Annotated in this window: 1 protein-coding gene; it reads left to right on the forward strand. The window is 42.4% G+C overall.

The window, feature by feature from the left end:
• The coding region (locus tag B3O33_RS09290) for an EAL domain-containing protein (protein ID WP_292363483.1) at window positions 1-269 on the forward strand (269 nt) is incomplete at both ends.

Consider the following 269-nt stretch of genomic DNA (forward strand, 5'->3'; position numbering starts at 1 on the left):
CACAGAGAGTTTATTGATTGAAGATATTGATCTCACTATCGAGCGAATGAATATGTTACGTCAGCGAGGATTACGCTTTGCCCTGGATGACTTCGGTACCGGTTACGCGTCATTGAGTTATTTAAAATTACTGCCGTTAAACAAATTGAAGATTGACCAGTCATTTGTGCGGGATGTGCTGACAGATATTAACGATGAAGCCATTGTCAGTACTATTATTGCGTTGGGACAAAGTCTGGATTTAGCCGTGATTGCCGAGGGCGTGGAAA

It is taken from the genome of Methylophaga sp. UBA1464 (genome assembly GCF_002325665.1).
Taxonomy (GTDB): Bacteria; Pseudomonadota; Gammaproteobacteria; order Nitrosococcales; family Methylophagaceae; genus Methylophaga.